Annotated in this window: 19 protein-coding genes and 1 pseudogene; 5 read left to right on the forward strand and 15 right to left on the reverse strand. The window is 68.0% G+C overall.

The genetic code is table 11. The features are described 5' to 3' along the window. Positions 1-28 precede the first annotated feature (28 nt). From ABD225_RS17735 to ABD225_RS17765, 7 genes are all read right to left on the reverse strand, one after another. Positions 29-721: a glycosyltransferase gene (locus ABD225_RS17735; protein ID WP_344088746.1), complete on the reverse strand. Its 693-nt coding sequence runs from the start codon at positions 719-721 to the stop codon at positions 29-31. A 5-nt stretch (positions 722-726) separates the two neighbouring features. Then, a complete protein-coding gene (locus ABD225_RS17740) occupies positions 727-1599 on the reverse strand; it encodes a DUF5926 family protein (RefSeq protein ID WP_344088749.1) in 873 nt (290 codons plus the stop codon). A 9-nt stretch (positions 1600-1608) separates the two neighbouring features. After that, positions 1609-2079 carry an ATP-binding protein gene (locus ABD225_RS17745; RefSeq protein WP_344088752.1) on the reverse strand — a complete coding sequence of 157 codons (471 nt, stop codon included), beginning with the start codon at positions 2077-2079 and terminating at the stop codon, positions 1609-1611. 38 nt (positions 2080-2117) lie between these two features. Further along, positions 2118-3581, reverse strand: a complete 1464-nt coding sequence (locus ABD225_RS17750; RefSeq protein WP_344088756.1) for a flavin-containing monooxygenase — start codon at positions 3579-3581, stop codon at positions 2118-2120. A gap of 10 nt (positions 3582-3591) precedes the next feature. Then, entirely contained in the window at positions 3592-4530 is a 939-nt protein-coding gene (locus ABD225_RS17755; RefSeq protein WP_344088759.1) for a PfkB family carbohydrate kinase, read from the reverse strand. A 60-nt stretch (positions 4531-4590) separates the two neighbouring features. Continuing rightward, a complete protein-coding gene (locus tag ABD225_RS17760; protein WP_344088762.1) occupies positions 4591-4773 on the reverse strand; it encodes a DUF5302 domain-containing protein in 183 nt (60 codons plus the stop codon). 150 nt (positions 4774-4923) lie between these two features. After that, the gene (locus ABD225_RS17765; protein ID WP_344088765.1) at positions 4924-5280 is read right to left on the reverse strand and encodes a DUF1801 domain-containing protein; all 357 of its coding nucleotides are present in this window, start codon (positions 5278-5280) and stop codon (positions 4924-4926) included. A gap of 222 nt (positions 5281-5502) precedes the next feature. Between ABD225_RS17765 and ABD225_RS17770 the strand changes: the two genes are divergently transcribed. Beyond that, a complete protein-coding gene (locus ABD225_RS17770) occupies positions 5503-5673 on the forward strand; it encodes a 2Fe-2S iron-sulfur cluster-binding protein (protein WP_344088900.1) in 171 nt (56 codons plus the stop codon). Positions 5674-5686: 13 nt separating this feature from the next. Here ABD225_RS17770 and ABD225_RS17775 read toward each other — a convergent pair. Continuing rightward, a pseudogene (locus ABD225_RS17775) lies at positions 5687-6043 on the reverse strand (radical SAM protein); the annotation flags it as partial. Positions 6044-6115: 72 nt separating this feature from the next. On the opposite strand from ABD225_RS17775, the gene ABD225_RS17780 reads away from it, so the two are divergent. The 3 genes from ABD225_RS17780 (at position 6116) to ABD225_RS17790 (ending at position 7411) form a co-directional block, all read left to right on the forward strand. Further along, complete coding sequence (locus tag ABD225_RS17780) at positions 6116-6793, forward strand: aldehyde dehydrogenase family protein (RefSeq protein WP_344088768.1); 678 nt, start codon at positions 6116-6118, stop codon at positions 6791-6793. Next, positions 6720-6881: an aldehyde dehydrogenase family protein gene (locus tag ABD225_RS17785; protein WP_344088904.1), complete on the forward strand. Its 162-nt coding sequence runs from the start codon at positions 6720-6722 to the stop codon at positions 6879-6881. The genes ABD225_RS17780 and ABD225_RS17785 overlap by 74 nt, the downstream gene beginning before the upstream one ends. 80 nt (positions 6882-6961) lie before the next feature. After that, positions 6962-7411, forward strand: a complete 450-nt coding sequence (locus tag ABD225_RS17790) for a hypothetical protein (RefSeq protein WP_344088771.1) — start codon at positions 6962-6964, stop codon at positions 7409-7411. Between the two features lie 68 nt (positions 7412-7479). Here ABD225_RS17790 and ABD225_RS17795 read toward each other — a convergent pair whose 3' ends face one another. Together ABD225_RS17795 and ABD225_RS17800 are read right to left on the reverse strand one after the other, a co-directional pair. Then, complete coding sequence (locus ABD225_RS17795) at positions 7480-7956, reverse strand: roadblock/LC7 domain-containing protein (protein ID WP_344088774.1); 477 nt, start codon at positions 7954-7956, stop codon at positions 7480-7482. A 353-nt stretch (positions 7957-8309) separates the two neighbouring features. Next, positions 8310-8489, reverse strand: a complete 180-nt coding sequence (locus ABD225_RS17800; RefSeq protein ID WP_344088776.1) for a hypothetical protein — start codon at positions 8487-8489, stop codon at positions 8310-8312. Here ABD225_RS17800 and ABD225_RS17805 point away from each other — a divergent pair. Then, a complete protein-coding gene (locus ABD225_RS17805; RefSeq protein WP_344088778.1) occupies positions 8488-9897 on the forward strand; it encodes a hypothetical protein in 1410 nt (469 codons plus the stop codon). The two genes, ABD225_RS17800 and ABD225_RS17805, sit on opposite strands and share 2 nt — an antisense overlap. 52 nt (positions 9898-9949) lie before the next feature. Here ABD225_RS17805 and ABD225_RS17810 read toward each other — a convergent pair whose 3' ends face one another. The 5 genes from ABD225_RS17810 to ABD225_RS17830 form a co-directional block, all read right to left on the reverse strand. After that, positions 9950-10930 carry a type IV toxin-antitoxin system AbiEi family antitoxin domain-containing protein gene (locus ABD225_RS17810; protein ID WP_344088781.1) on the reverse strand — a complete coding sequence of 327 codons (981 nt, stop codon included), beginning with the start codon at positions 10928-10930 and terminating at the stop codon, positions 9950-9952. 174 nt (positions 10931-11104) lie between these two features. Next, complete coding sequence (locus ABD225_RS17815) at positions 11105-11767, reverse strand: response regulator (protein WP_344088784.1); 663 nt, start codon at positions 11765-11767, stop codon at positions 11105-11107. 4 nt (positions 11768-11771) lie between these two features. Continuing rightward, positions 11772-13097 (reverse strand): sensor histidine kinase, encoded by a 1326-nt coding sequence (locus ABD225_RS17820; RefSeq protein ID WP_344088787.1) that lies wholly within the window; start codon positions 13095-13097, stop codon positions 11772-11774. An 8-nt stretch (positions 13098-13105) separates the two neighbouring features. Further along, positions 13106-14044: a D-alanine--D-alanine ligase family protein gene (locus ABD225_RS17825; protein WP_344088790.1), complete on the reverse strand. Its 939-nt coding sequence runs from the start codon at positions 14042-14044 to the stop codon at positions 13106-13108. A gap of 194 nt (positions 14045-14238) precedes the next feature. After that, a complete protein-coding gene (locus ABD225_RS17830) occupies positions 14239-16698 on the reverse strand; it encodes a glycogen/starch/alpha-glucan phosphorylase (protein WP_344088906.1) in 2460 nt (819 codons plus the stop codon). Positions 16699-16867: the final 169 nt, after the last annotated feature.

Consider the following 16867-nt stretch of genomic DNA (forward strand, 5'->3'; position numbering starts at 1 on the left):
CATCACGGGTCCGATCGGCCGGCTGAGCTCAGGGCCGCCGCGCGACCACGCGCGCGACATCGCGAAATTGCTTGCCGCGGTGCACAATTCCGCGCCAGTCCGTGCCGGTCGCGCGATGCGTGAAGTCGACCGGCACCTCGACAACCCGCAACCCGGCACCCAAGACATCTAGCGTCAACCCCACCTCGACACCCCACCCCGGCGCCAAGGGCAGCGCGCGGCGGAAGGCGTCGCGCGTCAGGCACCGCATCCCGTTGAGCGGCTGCGCGATCTCGCGTCCGGTGCGCGCCCGAATCGTCCGCTGCGCGAGCCGCACCACGCGCCCGCCACCACGCGAAGAGTTGGCGCGCGGGATATTGGCGATCGTCATATCGGCCTCACCGGCGAGCACCGGTGCCACGAGCGGATCGAGATTGGTCGCACTCGCGCCGAGGTCGGCGTCCACGAACAACAGCGCCCGCGGCGCGTCCGAGGCATCTTGCGCCGCAACAAATTTCGCCCCGCTCATCATCGCGGCGGCCTTCCCGTGGTTGGTCGTATGCCGCACCACCACTGCCCCCGCGGCCTCGGCCACCGCCGCCGTGTCGTCGGTGCTCCCGTCGTCGACGACCACCACCACATCGACAGCCTGCAAGCCCCGGACCGCCGCGACGGTCGCGGCGATCCGCTCGGCCTCGGACTTCGCCGGGATGATCGCCGCGACGCGGGTGGGGGTCGGCATGGCGCTCAGCGCAGGGTGATCTGCCGGTTGAGCAGGCCGGCCTTCGCGCGCCGCTCCTCGGCGGTCAGCGGCGCATCGGTGAGCGCCGCGGCATACCGCGAACGCCACGCCGCCAGCGAGTCCGGCAGGTCAGCAGCAACAGTCCCAGCGGCCAACTCCCACACCGGAATCAGCAGACCGCCCGCGCGGAAGGCGCCGAGCAGCCGCGAGTCCTCACCCAAGGAAGCGGTCCCGGCCGCCCACAGCCGGGCCAAGGCATTGGTCGCGTCGTCCTCGTCCTCTGCCAGGACAACGCGCAGGTGTGGTCGGTTGCCGATCAGGCACCAGTAGGCCGAATCCGAGCCCGCGACCCGCTCCGTCGGCAGGACCGAGTCATTGGCGCGGCTCAGCGATTCCTGGGCATCCCCGTCGAGTTCCTGGCCCTCGGCCCAGAAGTCGAAACCCTCTCGCACCGACACCTCCGGCGCCTCGTCGACGAGCAGGTCCTGCAGAGCAGGCGTCGCATCCGTGGCCATCGGCACTCGCGTCAGCGGTGTGCCGGGCTCGGCATCTAGGGCCGCGAGGATCGCGCTGCCGAGATCGCGTGACTTATCGCCACTCTGACCGCCGCCTTGGGTGGCGACGAGAACGGCGCCATCGGAGCGCCGCAGCGCCGGCCAGGCCATCGGCAAGACGGTGCAGACCGTCACCTCTCGCGGCGCGTCGCCGCTCCCGACACCCTCGCGCAAGCGCACCGTCGCCGTGGCGGCCGGCAGGATTTCGGACAAGGCGACCCAGTCGCTCTCGCCCGGCAAGCCGCGGAAGGGGCGGGCGGCATAGGCCGCAGGACGCGGCGCGCGGGGCGCATCCGACTTCTTGGCGCGTGAGGCTTTACCCATGACAGGCGATCATGCCCGACGGCGCGACGGACCACCCAAAGCGGCCCACACGGTGATCGCGCCCTTCTTCTCACTGACGCCCCACTCGTGGGCGAAAGAGCGAACGATCCGCAGCCCACGGCCGGAGACGGCAAAGACGGCCTCGGGGCGCGGCTTCGGCGACGTCTCCCCGCCGCCATCGGTCACTTCGACCTCCACGACGCCTGCGCGCTCGGTCCAGTGAATGCGAACCGTGTTGTCGTGCAAGGGTTGTGCGTGTTTGAAGGCATTGGTCACCAGCTCGGAGACGACGACCGCTACCTCGTCGAGCGTCTCGTCCTCGACCTGGCGGGCTTCAAGATCGGCCATCACGGCCGCCCGGATCTTGCCCAGTGATGACGGATGCCATGGGGCCCGGATCGTGCGGGCCGACCCGACCCCGATCAGGCCGCCGAATTCGTCGGTCGCGGGCGCGCTGTCCTTGTCCTGCTTGCTCGTCACGGCGCCAACTCTAAGTTCCCGCGCCACGATTGCGGCCCTCAGCGGCTGAAGACCACGCCATCGGTCAGGCGTCCGCGGCGCCGCAGCCGCCACCGGTCCACGAGATAGTTCTGCGGAACACTCCACGGTCCGGTCGTTCCCTGCCGCGGCAAGATCGCCGCCGCGCGCTGCACATAGCCCGCCGCGAAGTCGATGACCGGGCGTTCGGTGTCGCCGGAGCTCGGCCGCTGCGGCCACACCTGCGTGAACCCATGCCGGTCCATATAGCTCAACAACCGGCACACATAGCGCGACGTCAGATCGACCTTGAGCGTCCAGGAAATATTCGTATACCCCAGTGCCAGAGCCAAATTCGGCACTCCGCTGAGCATGATGCCCTTGTACGACACCGTCTCGCGTAAGTCGATCGGCTCGCCATCCACCGACAGCTGCGCCCCGCCGCCCGGCAGGATCTGCAGCCCGGTCGCCGTGACGACGAGATCGGCCGGCAGCTCTCGGCCACTGCTCAGTCGGATGCCCGTTGCCGTGAAGCGGTCGATGGTGTCGGTCACTACCTCCGCGTCGCCACGCCCGATGGCCTGGTGCAGATCGGCATCCGGCACCAGGCAGAGCCGATGATCCCACGGGTTGTAGCGGGGCGTGAAGTGCACATCGATCGGATAGTCTTGCGGCAGATGAGCTTTCACGTCAACCCGCAGGAGCTTGCGCACCAGCCGCGGCGAGATCCGCGAGGCGCGATAGAACCCCCAGGCCTGCAGCAGGTGCGCCCAGCGGGTCACGGTGTATGCGGACCGGTCCGGCAGGAGCGCCCCCGCCGCCTTCGCGACGGGGTCCTCGGTCGGCATATTGAGCACATAGCTGGGGGAGCGCTGGAGCATCGTCACGTGACCCGCGCGCTCGGCCATGGCCGGGACCAGGGTGACCGCCGTGGCACCGCTGCCGATGACGACGACCCGCTGGTCCGCATACTCCAGATCCGCCGGCCAGGCCTGCGGATGCACCACGCGGCCGCCGAACTCCTCGACGCCCGGCAGGTCCGGGGTATAGCCGGCGGCATAGTCGTAGTAGCCCGTGCAGGCATAGAGGAAGCGCGCTCGCGTGCGCACCGGCCGCCCCTCCACTTCGCACACCCCATTCCACCGCGAGGTCGCGGTGTCGAAGTCGGCGCGAATCGCCTTGTGCCCGTAGTGAATGTGCTGCTCGACGTCATACTCCTGCGCGGTCGCGCGGATGTAGTCGAGGATCTCCCCGCCCTGGGCGAGTGCGTGCTCACCGCGCCACGGGCGGAAGGCATAGCCGAGGGTGTACATGTCCGAGTCCGAACGCACCCCGGGATAGCGGAAGAGATCCCAGGTCCCGCCCATCCGCTCGCGCATCTCGACGATCGCGTAGGTCAGCCCGGGCGCCTCGCGCACCAGATGACAGGCGGCGCCGATCCCCGACAGACCGGCGCCGATGATCAGGATGTCGACATCGATCTCGGGGCCGGCGGTGGTGCTCACACCGCAGAGGTTACCGGGAGGTAGCGAGCTCGTGATCGGCGAGAAAGGCGTCGATCTCCGCCGCAGTGGGCGCTGTCGCCGGCCCGCGCCGGGTCACCTTGATCGCGCCGGCCACATTGCCGCGCCGCGCCGCCTCGACCCAGCCCAGCCCGGCGGCGCGGCTGGCGCACAAGACGCCGGTATGCGTGTCGCCGGCCCCATTGGTGTCGATGGGCTTCTGGGGATAGCCGGGCACCCGCGTCACCACGCCACCGTCCGCGACGACGCAGCCCTTGTCCCCATCGCGGACGATGGCGACGCCACCGGTCGGCAGCAGCGCCGCGATGGCCGCGGCCGCCTCGTCATTGGTCGCGCAGCCGCTGAGGTCGTGCGACTCCTCGGCATTGCCGCTCCACACATGGGTGCGTGCCAGCACCCGCGAGCGCAGGTCGGCGTCCAAGTCGGCAAAGGCCGCGCCCGGGTCGAGGACCACCACCACCGACGGGTCCACGGTCTCCAGCCACGCGAGCAACGGATCACGCGTGCGCCCCACGAGCGAGAAACCGCTGATGCACACCAGATCCCCGGCCTGCGGCGAACTCAGCGCCAACGATTCGACGCTGATCCGCCGCTCGGCGCTCTGCGTCGTGACGAAGGTCCGCTCCGCGGTCGGCTCGATCATGACGAAGCAGATCCCGGTGTCCTGATCCGGAATCGGCGGGGATGACCAGGTGATGCCCTCCGCCGCCAACGCGGCGCGCACGAGATCGCCATTGGGTCCGGTGCCGTGCGCGCCGGCGTGCACGCACGAGGCGCCCGAGCGAGCAGCGGCGATGAGGATGTTCACGGCGCCGCCGGCATACAGCGAATGCGCCCCGGCCATGACATTGCCGCCCCGCATCGGCAGGGCCGGCACCTCGACGACCTCGTCGACGAGGGCTTGGGCCGTGTGGATCACGCGCGGCGTCATGGCGCGCATCCTGCCAGGCCGCGCACGAAAAGCCGTCAATCGTCCGGCGCGAACAGCGAATCAGCCGCCGGACTTGCGGCGGAACATCTTCTGGTGGCTCTCAGGGCCGTGCGCCGACTCGACCTTGCCGTGCTCGGCGTGATCGGAGACGTCCATCCCGCCGCCCTTTTGCTTGCGCTCCAGCGCCTCCCGGAACTTGCGCTTGGTCTCTTCGTCCGGCAGGGCCCGCTTCTCCTTGCTCATGCCAGGCATCCTGCCATCACCCCCAGATGGTCACCGGATGTTTACGCCCGGCAATCGTGTCGGTCCCCGATCGGTCCACCTCCGGCCGGTAGAAAAGGAGTGACCCGGCCAGGTATGAGTTGGCCGGGTCAAGTACGTTCGAGGGGCCAATCAGGCGCGGGCCGACACCCAGGCGCGTATGAGGTCCGTCAGCGCCTCGCGCTTGGCCTCCAGATCGTCGTGGTCGAGAAATTTCGCGACCCGCGAGACCTCGCCCGTGCCCTCCAGGAGCCCCGTGGGGTCGGGCAGCGAGGCGCCCTTATGGAACATCAGGGCCACATGCGCCTTGGCCTTCGGATAGAAGGAGGCGATATTGCCCGCATACACAAAGGTCGGCGCCTGCCACTTGATCGCCTCGGTGACTCGCGGGTCGGCGGCGAGCACCACCTCGCGGACCGCCTGCGCAAGCGGCTTCTGCGGGTTGCTGTAGTCGGCGAACCACGCGTCCACGGCCGGGTTGATCTGCACGCGCACATTCAAGCAGCCACACGGCATACCCGTCCTGCGAGCCTGACGACGAATCGGGACGGCCCACGGACACCCCCGGGGGTTCCGGCATAAGGAACACGCCATGGAGCGGGCGCCTGCCCGGTCCAATCTGGTGCGATCCACCCGCCGGCAGGCGGTGCTGGACCGTATGCAGTGCGAAGGAGCACCGTGCCGACCGTCACGATCCAGCCGACCGGGGAGGTGATCTACCTCGCCCCGGAAGAGACCGTCCTCAGCGGCCTGTACAAGGCGGGGTACGCCTACACCATCGGGTGCCGACGCGGCGGCTGCGCGATCTGCAAGGTCGACTGCCATGCCGGGGATCCGCGGCGATCTCAAAGGCGTCCATGGTCATCTCGAAGGTCCCGCTGACACCGCGCAGACCATCGTGCAGGGAAGCCGTCGAGCCGTCGAGGGAGAGCGAGATGGTCTGTATGCCGGCATCGCGCAGCCCGGCGAGGCGCTCCGGCGTGAAGTCTTCGGTCACGGCCGGCGCGAGGGAACTGCCGATGCCGCGCTCGGTGGCGCCTCGGACGAGAGCTTCAAGATCGTTGCGCCGCAAGGGATCCCCGCCGGTGAAGACGACATGTGGCATCGGGTTGCCGAATCCGGTGATGTCGTCCAGGAGTTGGAAGGACTCCGCCGTCGTCAACTCGCCGGGTGCGCCGACCGACATCGCGGTGGCCCGGCAGGGCCGGCATGCCAGACCGCAGGCCAGCGTCAGTTCCCAATAGAAGAGCATCGGAGCGCGCTCGAAGAGATAGCCATCGGGTCGCACCCCGCCGACGCCGGGTATGCCGGCGAGGTCTACCCGATGGACAGCGGGCACCACACCTATAGCGAGTTCGGGCCCGCCGGCGTCGTCGCGGCCATCTCGCCCTGGAACTTCCCGCTGATGATGGCCTCGTGGAAGATCGCCCCGGCCATCGCGTGGGGCAATACCTGCATCATCAAGCCGTCGGAGGACACTCCTGCGTCGGTGACTCTGCTCGGCCGGCTCGCGGTGGAGGCGGGTATGCCGCCCGGTGTCCTCAATGTCCTCAACGGGCACGGGATGCCGGCCGGTGCGGCACTGACTGGTGACGACCGGGTCGACCGGGTCACCTTCACCGGCTCTTCGACCACGGGCAAGCACGTAATGGCCTCTGCCTCAGCGCATTTGGCGCCGGTATCGCTCGAGCTCGGCGGCAAGGGCGCCAATATCGTCTTCGGCGATGCTGACCTCGACAATGCGGTCTACTGGGCCGTGGAGGCAATCTTCCGCAACGCCGGACAGATCTGCCTGGCCGGATCTCGACTGTTCATCCACACCTCGATCTATGACGAGTTCATGGCGCGCTTCGTCGCCGCCGCCGAGGCCCTGACGATCCATGCTCTTCACCGAGAACCTCTCGCGCGCGCACCGCGTGGCGTCGCGGCTGCGGGCCGGCACGGTATGGGTCAACTGCTTCTTCATCCGCGACCTGCGCACGCCATTTGGCGGCGTCGGTGACTCCGGCGTCGGCCGCGAGGGCGGCAACTTCAGTCGCGAGTTCTTCACCGAGCCCAAGGCCGTTGTCATGGCCATCTCTCGCGCCTGACGCACCCGCCGCCTGTCCCCTCTCGGGGGCCTGTGGATAGTCGCCTAGACGGATTCGGCGATCGCGAGAAGCCTTGGTGCATGGACGATTTCCTTGATTTCCGTGATTCCACCGGCTACCCATCGACGCCCGACCTAGGCCGTGAGAGGCCGGTGACCGGTGCCGCCTGCGCGCAACTGGTCGACCTCGCCCTGAGCCCGCATGAACGGGCGCTGGGCGTCGTGATGTTCGCCGTCCTGGACGCGGACCGGCGTCCCGGGGAACTCATCGTGCTGCCCGGCGTCCCGGACGCTGTGCTCGGGGAGCCAGCCCCACCGGGGCTGGTCGAGATCGCCGACGACGCGTGGGCTGCGGGCGGCTGGGTGATCTTCGCGCGCGGCCGGGCCGGTCAGCCATACCTCACCCCCAGCGACCTCGCATGGCTGGAGTATGCCGAGACCACCTTCGGTGACCGCCTCACGGGTGCCTTCCTCGCCACCCCCGATCTGGTGCGCTCCCTGCGTCCCGCGGAGCGGTTCGAGGTGGCATGACAACACCCCCGCAGCCGGGGGGCTGCGGGGGTGTGTTGTCCGAAGCCGAGACGGCCCGGTCGGGTGACTCAAATGACGAGCTGCTTCTCGATGCCAGCGAGCTTGAAGCGGGCCATCGCGAGGTTGGCGCGGGCCTTGTCGAGCACGAGGTACAGGAAGATGCCGTCCTCGCGGTTGAAGGTCCGGATGATGTGGTACTGCGTCTCGAGGGTGATGAGAATGTCCTCGAGCTTCTGGTTCAGGCCCAGGTCGCGCATCGTGCGCATCTTGGCCTGCACGACATTGGAGTTGCCGGCGGCGGCGACATTGAGATCGAGGCCGTCGGGGTTGCCCGCGGTGGCCAGGGCCATGCCGCTCTGGGAGTCCACGAGGGCCACGCCGAGCGCGCCGTCGATCTGCATTGCCTCATTGAGGGAGGACTGGTAGTCGGCCATGGGAGCGTCGTGCCTTTCTGGGGTTGATTCGGGAATCGGCAGATTCGTATTGTCCGACTCCACGCTATCGGTGGGTTGATCGAGGGGCGGGGCGTCGGGCGCGGTCGCCATCTGAGCAGCGTCCGGCTCGTGGGGTGCGGCGTCAGCATCCGGTGCGCTCACCTCGGCATCGGCTGCACCGTCGGAGGCTTCGTGACCGGAGGTCTCGTGACCTGGGTCGTCGCCCGCGGTCTCCGACTCGGGCTCTGGCGCGGAATCGGTGGATTTCGCGGCGGTGTCCGAGGTGCTCGCCGGGCTGCCGCCCCAGTAGGAATCCCCGGAGAAATTGCCGCTGAGCCGATGCGCCTTTCGGCCTCCGACTCCTCCCGAACGACCGGGGGAACGACCCCGTCAGGTCCACCCCCGCCTTCGGTTTCGTCGTCGACGCGTCGCCACTACACCACGAGCGCGAAGGTTACCAGCGGTTAGCCGCCGCTATCGGGACGGGGCGTGCCGGGCCGACTCCTCTCGGCCACTTCCCGCTTCCTGGAGTTCCTGTGCGCGAGCAGTTCCGTGTCGACCCTCGCGGCATCGTCGACATCCTCAGTCACCATCTGTACAGCAGCGAACGCGTCTATCTGCGCGAGCTGCTGCAGAACGGCCATGACGCTATCGAGGCACGCCGGGCGCGTCGACGCCGGCTTCTCCCCGCGCATCGACGTCACCCCCTCGGAACGCAACGAACCGATGATCGTGCGCGACAACGGCATCGGCCTCGGCCCGGACGAGATGCGGACCTTCCTGGCCACCATTGGTGGCTCCTCGAAGCGTGACGACTTCGCGGTCGCTCGACGAGGCTTCCTCGGCCAGTTCGGCATCGGCCTGCTCTCCTGCTTCCTGGTCGCCGACACCCTCGAGGTTCGCTCGAAGTCGGCCAAGACCAAGGACGCGCCGACGACGCTGTGGGTTGGCCACGCCGATGGCACCTTCACCGTCAGCGACTCCGATTACGCCCTCGACGGCCCGGGCACCGAGGTCAAGATCATGCCGCGTCACGGCGACCTCGAATGGTGCAACGAGGAGACGCTGCGCAAGCTCGCCGGCGACTTCGCGGAGCTGCTCGATGTCGCCGTGCGCGTCAAGGGCGATCTGATGTCGATGAACACCCCGCCCTGGGATCGCTCCATCGAGGAGCAGTTGGCGTGGTGCCGCGAGCGGCTTGGCTTCGAGGCGATGGGGATCGTCCCGCTGGACTCGTCCCTGCTCAACGTGCGCGGACTCGGGTTCGTGCTGCCATACACCGCCGCCCCCGGCCACCGCACCGGCGACCGGATCTACTCCAATGGCATGCTCGTCGCCGACAGCGTCGACCAGCTGATCCCCGAGTGGGCCTTCTTCTGCCGCGCCGTCATCGACGCCGGCGAATTGCCGCTGACCGCCTCCCGCGAGTCGCTGCAGGAGACCAACTCGCTGGGACTTGTCCGTGAGCGGCTCGGCAATCGCCTCCTCGGCGAACTCATCAAGGTTCACGGCCTGCACCAGAACGTCTATCAAGACATCTTGCGCCTGCACGCGACCGGCCTGCGCGCGCTCGCGGTCAAGGGCGCCGACATTCGCGACCTGATGGGCTCGACGCTGCCTTACGAAACCACCCTCGGCGAGCGCACAATCGAGCAGCTCCTGGCGATCGACCAGCCGAGCATCCCGTATGTCGCGGACGCCGACTCCTTCGACGCCATCCGCGATGTTGCGGTGCATGCCCAGGTGCTTGTCGTCAACGCGAGCGGACCGCACGAGACCGAGCTTTTGCAGGTCTTCAACGAGCAGCACACGGGGCGCTTCTCGGAGATGCAGCGCTTCGAGATCTCCAGCCTCGCCCGACCGGAGCCCTATGTCGATGTCGACCGCGGCTCGCGCCTGGTCCGCGTCGCCGACGAGACCTTCGGGCCGAATGTCGTCGGCGTCGAGGTCGCGCACTTCCAGCCGGCGAACCGGCCCGTGCTGTGGTGGCCCGCCGCGAACCTCAAGGGCACCCGCAAGCGCCTGCCCACCCTGGCCGGACCTCCTAAGTAGTGCTAGCACCAGTTAGGTGACTGGCAACAGGTTGCGGACTGCTGACAGTCACCTAATGTGTGCTGGCATGCGCTCGGCGGGCCTGGGCTCGGGCCTGCTCAACCTTTTCGAAGACGACCTTCGGGGTATGCAGATCGCGCCAGGTGATGCGGACGACGACATATCCCGTCTGACGCAACGCATCCTCGCGCCCCTTCTCCCGTCCCAGAGCTCGGCGTAGGTCATCGGGAGTTGGGTCGGCGAGGTCCGCCCCATACTTCCCGAGACCATCGAACTCGATGATTACGGGTTCGCCGACCAGTTCGAAATCCACGCGATAATCGCCATGGCGAGCTTGGGCAGCGAAGTGGTAGCCCAGGCCCCGAAGGCAGGCCGCCAACAAGGTTTCGCCGACCGATTCATGGAGGCCATCGGCATGCGCCAGGATTGAGCGCACCGCCGGGATGCCCGGGTGACCTCGAAAAACGTCCATCGCGCCGGCCAAGTCGGCGAGGTTGATGACGCGGTCATGCAAGAAGCCGTCCGCCGCCACCAGCGAGGCTATTGGCTGGGCGGGTGCTCCAGCCCGCTCGATCAACCCGACCTGGATGGCCGCGACGGCAGGCGGGACACAGGCCAGACCCGCGACCTCCGTAACCGGAAGATTGATGCTCGGATGGAGCACCGCGTGCTTCCTATGGCGGGTGTTCTCCGACGAGAGTCGGCACAGGTGCGCAGTCGCGAGGTCGACGAGGTGCAGTCGCCCTGCGTGTAACACCAACGCCGACCCGTGACTGGCTGCGGCCCGGCCATCGAAGGAGCGGACGAGCGCCGCAGTCAGGAGGCGGTGGTGGTTGTGTTGTGACTCCCAGCGGGTCTTTCCCTGCCACGGCGGCAGCGGATGGCCAGGTGGCCACACGGCATACCAGCCGCGAATCATGCGTCGAAGTAACCCGAGGGCACAAAGGCGCCGCAACTCATAAGGTCCGATACCGAGGCGTGCCGCGTCCGCAGCGCTGACGACGCCGTTGATGGCGACACTGTGGAGGTCCATCGGCACAGCCTCACGGCAGTCAGCTGATCGTGCAGAAAGTTATCCACAGAAGCGAGGGCGCCTCGCGCTCAGCGCCACACCCAGCACACGCTGCGTGACTGTATGCAGTTTGCAACCTGTCGACAGTCACCTAAGTGGTGCTAGCACCAGTTAGGAGACCCCCCAGAGCCCCCGTCACGACGTCAGGCCGTGCTCGTGGGCGAAGACGACGACCTGGACGCGGTCGCGCAGGCCGAGCTTGCGCAGGACGGCGCCGAGGTGGGTCTTCACGGTCGATTCGCTGGCAAACATGGCCTGGGCGATCTCGGCATTCGACAGGCCTCGGGCAACGGCGTCGAGGACTTCGCGCTCGCGCTCGGTCAAGGTGTCGAAGCCGGGCGGCAGTGCCTTGCGGGCGCGGAACTGGCCGTCGAGCAGCACGGCCAGGTCGGCCGGGGCGAGGACGGCATTACCGGCATACACCGTGTGGATCGCCTCGCGCAGCATCGCGGGGGTGGCGTCCTTGAGCAGAAAGCCGCTAGCGCCGTAGCGGATCGCCGTGGCGGCGCGGTCGTCGAGATTGAAGGTGGTGAGCACGACGACGCGGACCGGTGTTTCACGGCCGGCCAGGCGCGCCGGCGCGAAGATCTGCCGCGTCGCCTCGACGCCATCCATGATCGGCATCCGAACGTCCATCAGGACGACATCGGGACTCAGCGCATCCACGGCCGCGACGGCGTCCGCACCGTCGCCCGCCTCGCCAACCACCGTGATGCCCTCCTGGGCATCGAGGATGCGGGCGATGCCGGCGCGGAAAAGCTCTTGGTCGTCGACCAACAAGACGCGAATATCGGGCATCGGATCAGCCTGCCACGCGGGGGACGACCGGCATACCGCCGGACACCTCCGTCGCCCGCAGCGGCAGCACCGCGACCGCACCGAACATCGGCCCGTCGGCGGTTTCCTCGGCTCCGGTCCGCAGCGATCCGCCGACGGATGCCAGCCGATCGCGCATCGACCCCAGCCCGATCCCCGCGCCCTGCGCCTCGCGGTCGGCATCGATGAGATTGTGCACCTCGATCGTCAACCGTCCGCCCGGTTGCTCGGGCCAGATCTGCCGGACCCACACCGGGCCACCCTCCCGGCCGTGCTTGAGGGCATTCGTGAGCATCTCCTGCAGCACCCGATAGGCGACCTCGGCGAGTTCCGGCGAGAGCGGCCGCGGCGTGCCGTCGACACGTTCGACGACCTCATTGCCGGCCGCTCGCACGCCACTGATGAGCGTCTCGAGGCCCGCGCTGGCAGCCGACGCCTGGTCCCGGGTGCCGGTGAGAACGGCGCGCACATCCCCGAGCGAGCGCCGAGCCGAGTCGGCAACAGTGGCCATCGTTTCGCGCATCTTGTCCAGTTCGTCATCGCGCAGATATTGCGCGGATTGGGCCTGCGCGAGGATGACGGCCAGGCTGTGCCCGACGACATCGTGGACATCGCGGGCGAGCTGGGTCTGCCCGGCGCGCAGGTCCGCGACCTCCCGGGCGTATGCCGTCTCTCGCTCGGCCTCGTCCCGCTCGGCCTGCGCCAGGGCGGCTTCCTGACGTGAGCGGATCACCGAGCGCCACGCCAGGCCGAGCAGCCAGGGCAGGAGGATGAAGAGGGCGCCTAGGGTGAGCCCGACGATGGACAGTCCGCCCAACAAACGACTCAAGGCGCCGGGGAGTTGGCTAAGGCTGAAATTGCGTAGGAAGCTGTCGATGCTCTCGAGGCCGAAGGTGCGCAGGACCACGAGGGCAAAGAGTGCGATCGGCGCCGCCACGAGGCCGACGCCGGAGATCCACAAGGTGGCGCGCGAGCCATAGGCCGCCGCCCCGAAGAGCACGACCGAGATGGCGATCAGCAGGCCGACGCCCGCGCCGACGCCGAGCGCATAGCTCGCGGGCACAAGGAGTGCCAAGAGCGCAAGACTGGCGCCGGGGAATCGCGCGATTCCCATGATCGCGACCGCCGGTAGCACGGCTCCGAGCAGGAGGTGGTCCGGCGTCAGCAAAAAACCGACGACTAGCCAGTTCAACAGGACGGCGCCCGCGGCGAGGAGGGGCAGGAAGTATGCCGGCGGCCGGCCGATCGCGGCCAGGTCGGTGGAGTCCGGGGGGAGGGCGTCGGCGGCTACCGGCGTCGAGGTGGTGCTCATGATCTCTCTCAGTATGCGGGGTGGCCGACGCGCAGCGCGCCCGCCAGGCTCTCGTGCAGCAGGTCGGCAATCGCCCACCCGGACGCGGCGAACTGCTGGGCGAACAAACCGCCACGAGCCAGGGGTGGTGCGATGTCGATGCCCTCGACGGTGACGGTCTTGCCATCGAGGACGAGGTCGACGCACGCCACCCCACCTAGACCCAGGCTGCGGTATGCCGTGGCTGCCGCCCCCCGGGCCAGCGCGTCCTGTCGGGGGGTCACGCCGGCGGGGTGGAAGCGCGAGCCCGAGTTCGCCGGACGGTCCACGGCAAAGAGCGTTCCGGGAGCCCGGTCGTGGATTGCACTGCTGATGAGTTCGCCGCTTCGGTTGCGCAGCAAGGGTATTCGGATGGCCGTGCCCTCGCAGAGTTCGGACACCCACACCCGTTCGGCGCGCCCGAGTGCGCTGGCCAGCCCTGCACGCAAGTCTCCGGGCGTCGCGGCGATGCCGCCCACCGTAGGGTCGTCCACGCCGATCGCGCTTAACGACACAGGGCCCAGAAAGTCCAGCACGCGAGCGCCCATGGCATCGACCGCGACGCCCGCCGGCACGGCCAGCCCGGCCTCGGTGAGCACGGCCGACACCAGGGCGGGGTCGGAGGCGAGGGTTGCGGCGCGGGGGGAGGCTCCGGCATACGGCAACTCCAGCCACTCACACAGGGAGGCGATCGGGGCGAGCAGCGAGGCGGGCACGCACGGGATGACCAGGCCGGCCCCGAGCAATTCGGGGGCTAGGCGTCGGCCCGGCATCGCCTCGACGACCAGCCCGCCGAGCAGGTCGGCGATGGCATGAGCGGCCCGCCGGTGCTCGTCGGTCTTAGGCGCCGCAGAGCACGTCACCACGGCAATCGGGCCGTAGGTGCCCACGCGCGACCGGACCGGCAAGGGCATGGTCAGTTCGTTCATGGTCCCAAGCCTGGCCGGACGGCCTCATGCAGCGCCTCAGCCGGAAGTACCGGTCTGCTGTCCCCGCGGCCATTTCCCCCGGCCCCGCCGTGGTTGTGGGAGACAAGATGGACATACGCAACGGACATGATCCGTTGCGTATGTCCATCTTGTGGCAATGGGCGGGAAAGTGGCACCCGCTCCGAAGGCCGAGGTCAGGAGCCGGTTTTGATGTGCCAGATGCGGTCGATGTAGTCGCGCATCGAGCGGTCGGAGGAGAAGAAGCCGGTGCGGGCGACGTTGAGGATCGCCGAGCGGCTCCAGGCCTCCTGGTCCGCATAGGCGGCCTCGACCTTGGCCTGCGCGTCGATATAGGACTGGTAGTCGGCCAGCACCAAGAAGCGGTCGTTGTAGAGCAGGTCGCCGATGACGGTGCTCACGGCCTCGCGGTTGCCGTCGGTGAAGTGGCCGGAGTCGATGAGGTTGATGGCCCGCCGCAGGCGCTCGTTCGACTCGTAGTAGGCGGTGGGTTGGTAGCCCTTGGCCTGCAACTCGGCCACGGCCGGCTCGTCCATGCCGAAGAGGAAGAAGTTGTCGTCCCCAACGAGCTGGCGGATCTCGACATTGGCCCCATCATCGGTGCCGATCGTCAGCGCGCCATTGAGGGCGAACTTCATATTGCCGGTGCCGGAGGCTTCCTTGCCGGCGAGCGAGATCTGCTCCGAGAGGTCGGCGGCCGGGATGAGGCGCTCGGCGAGCGTGACGTTGTAGTTGGCCGGGAAGGCGATGAACAGCTTGCCCTCGACCCGCGGGTCGTTGTTGATGACCTTGGCGACGGAGTTGATCAAGAAGATCGTCTCCTTCGCCATGCGGTATCCCGGGGCGGCCTTGGCGCCGAAGACCACGGTGCGCGGCGTCACGGTGGCCGCGTCGACCTCGCCGGAAATGATGCCTTCGTAGAGCGTCACCATGTGCAGCAGCTTCAGCGTCTGCCGCTTGTACTCATGCAGGCGCTTGACCATGACATCGAGCAGGTGACCCTGGGGCAGCTCGATGCCGTCGCGGCGCTTGAGCACCGCCGTGATGCGCTCCTTGTTCAGCGCTTTGACCTCGCGGAACTTCGCGCGGAACTCCTCGTCCTCGGCATACACCTCCAGCTCGCGGAGGCGATCGAGGTTGGCCACCCAGCCGACGCCGATGGTGTCGGTGATCAGTTTGGAGAGGTTGGGGTTGGACTGGCGCACGAAACGGCGCGGGGTGACGCCATTGGTGACATTGGTGAACTTCTCCGGCCACATTTCGGAGAAGTCGGAGAGGACCTTGTCGCGCAGCAACTGGCTGTGCAGCTCGGCGACGCCATTGACCTTCACCGAGGCGACGGTGGCCAAGTGCGCCATCCGCACCGAACGCTCGGGGTGGTCGCCGATGATCGACATCCGGCGAACGCGCAGCTCATCGCCGGGGAAGGCCTCGCGCACCTCTTCGAGGAAGACCTCGTTGATCATGTAGATGATCTCCATATGCCGCGGCAGCAGCCGCTCCATGAGGGAGACCGACCAAACCTCGAGCGCCTCGGGCAGCAGCGTGTGACAGGTGTAGGCGAAACACTGGCGGGTGATCGCCCAGGCCTCATCGAAGGGCAGGTCGTAGTCGTCCATGAGCAGACGCATCAGCTCAGGTATGCCGATCACCGGGTGAGTGTCGTTGAGCTGGAAGATGATTCGCTCGGGCAGGTCGCGCACGTCGAGGTCGGTCGGCTGCGTGTGCTTCAGGAAGTCATAGATCGAGCACGCGACGAAGAAGTACTGCTGCTGCAGCCGCAACTCCTTGCCCTGCGGAGTGGAGTCCTCGGGGTAGAGCACCTTGGAGATGTTCTCGGCGAAGGTCTGGCTGCGCACCGCCTCGGCATAATCGCCGGCGTTGAAGATGTGCAGATCGAAGGCGCGGGTCGCGCGGGCGCGCCACAGGCGCAGCGTGTTGACGACGCCATTCTGATAGCCCGGGACCATGTAGTTGTAGCGGATGCCCAACACGTCCCAGCCGGAGATCCAGCGGGTGCGTTCGCGGCCGTCCTCCCCGACATACCGCTCCGTGTGCCCACCGAAGTGGACCGGCACTTCCATCTCGGGGTGCGGGATCTCCCACGGCCCACCCATGGAGAGCCAGTTGTCCGGGACCTCGACCTGGCGGCCATCGACGAAGGTCTGCTTGAAGATGCCGTACTCGTAGCGCAGGCCATAGCCGACGCACGGCGCGTCCATCGTGGCGAGCGAGTCGATGAAACAGGCGGCCAGACGGCCGAGGCCACCATTGCCGAGGCCCGGCTCGATCTCGGCCTGACGCAGCGCGTCGAGGTCGATGCCGCATTGCTTCAACGCTTCGTCGGCGATCGCCGTCAGGTCGGTTGCGAGGAGAGCGTTGTCGAGCTGGCGCCCGAGGAGATACTCCGCGGACAGATAGCCGACCATCTTGTGCGGCTTCTGCCGACGACGGGTGGCCGTCTGCAGCCAGCGCGCCGTGAGGTAGCCGCGAACGGTCCGGGCCAGCGCGAGGTACTGGTCGTTGAGTGAGGAGCGCGACAGCGGCACGCCCTGGCCGTAGTTCAGTTCGCGCAGGAACTCCTTGACGAAGCCGTCGACCGTATGCGGGGGGGTCGAGACCGGGCCCGACGCCAGCGGGTGCTTCGGGGCGAAGGAGGGGCCTCGCTCGTGGAGGTATGACGGGGTGTCGCCGCGGGAGGCGGCGGGCTGCGCAGAGATGACGGCTTGGGATTCGGTCACGGGTGGATCACTTTCCGAGGAGGACGTGCCAGCGAAAGCGCTTACACAAGGATAGGCCCGGCGT

The sequence above is a fragment of the Nostocoides veronense genome, assembly GCF_039531185.1.
GTDB lineage: Bacteria > Actinomycetota > Actinomycetes > Actinomycetales > Dermatophilaceae > Nostocoides_A > Nostocoides_A veronense.